The 1,039-nt window shown below is 57.3% G+C and carries 1 protein-coding gene; it reads right to left on the bottom strand.

The features are described 5' to 3' along the window. Positions 1–178 precede the first annotated feature (178 nt). Complete coding sequence (locus tag AAAX77_RS09805; protein ID WP_035136614.1) at positions 179–736, bottom strand: hypothetical protein; 558 nt, start codon at positions 734–736, stop codon at positions 179–181. Positions 737–1,039: the final 303 nt, after the last annotated feature.

The raw sequence follows: 1,039 nt of genomic DNA, 5'->3' as shown, positions 1-1,039 counted from the left end.
GGATTGGGTCATATGAGCGAAAGCCCGCCAGAGCGAGCAAGGTGCCTTGAAACGAGGCGGCATTGACCTTCTGGTCATGCCGCCGAAGTTGAAAGGCAGATTGCCGCCCTGGCGGGCTTGCAGCGTCAAGTGGTTACGGCGTTTGGTAAAACGCCGTAACGAACTACCGCGTAACCCCCTAGCTCAGCATTGCATCCATCATCTCGGAGTTGACGGAGTCGTCGGCAGACCACTCGCCGTCGTCGTTGCAGGTGTACTTGAAGATAACCGTGGTCTTCCTGGGCTCGGTGGCCTTGGTCACATCGACCATAACCTGACCGGCCATCTTGTACAGCTCGTCATCGGAAGGAACCGTGTCAAGCGCAGCGACCTTCTCCTGATACTGGGTGGAGAAGTCCTCGACAATCTTGTTCATAGACTTGCATGTGATAGAGACCTCGGCGGTCGCGACACCCTTGTCTTCGTCGACCGTCACGTCGCCGATCTTGTAGTCAAAGCCCTCGAGATAGGTCTTGGCATACTCCTTGGGATCGATACCCAGCTGCTCGAACTCGTCGCCCGAAGCCTCCTCCAGACCAGAGAGGAAGTCGTCGCCACCGTTCTTGACCTCGTCAAACTGCGTCGTAAGATCCTCGGTGATGAGCTCCTCAACCGAAGGACCTCCACAGCCGGAAAGCACGACCACACATGCAACCAAGACGGCCATGAGGGGTGCAAGCAGCAGCTTCTTTTTCATGTTGTTCCTCCCAATGAGCGGCACTGCGCTTCCCAGACGCGGCGCACGTTGTAATAAGTAAGCCCATACTATCAGCTTATGAACACCCTCGGCAATGCGAAGGCACGGGCGGTTCGTTTTAGCGTCCGAACGGTTTGCAAGCCCGCCCAACGTGCAATAAAACGCTTTCCCGCGGTGCAATCAGAACCACCCTTAAAAAGGGTGGTTTGCTCTTAGGGTATAACCCACGGGCCCCGGGCTCGCGTCTAAAGGCGCGGGCCCGGACTTCGTCCAGGCCTAGTGCATCTTGACCCGTGGCGCGCC

This window comes from Collinsella sp. CLA-ER-H6, from assembly GCF_040092305.1.
Classification (GTDB): Bacteria; Actinomycetota; Coriobacteriia; order Coriobacteriales; family Coriobacteriaceae; genus Collinsella.
This window is presented reverse-complemented; position numbering and strand designations above follow the sequence as displayed.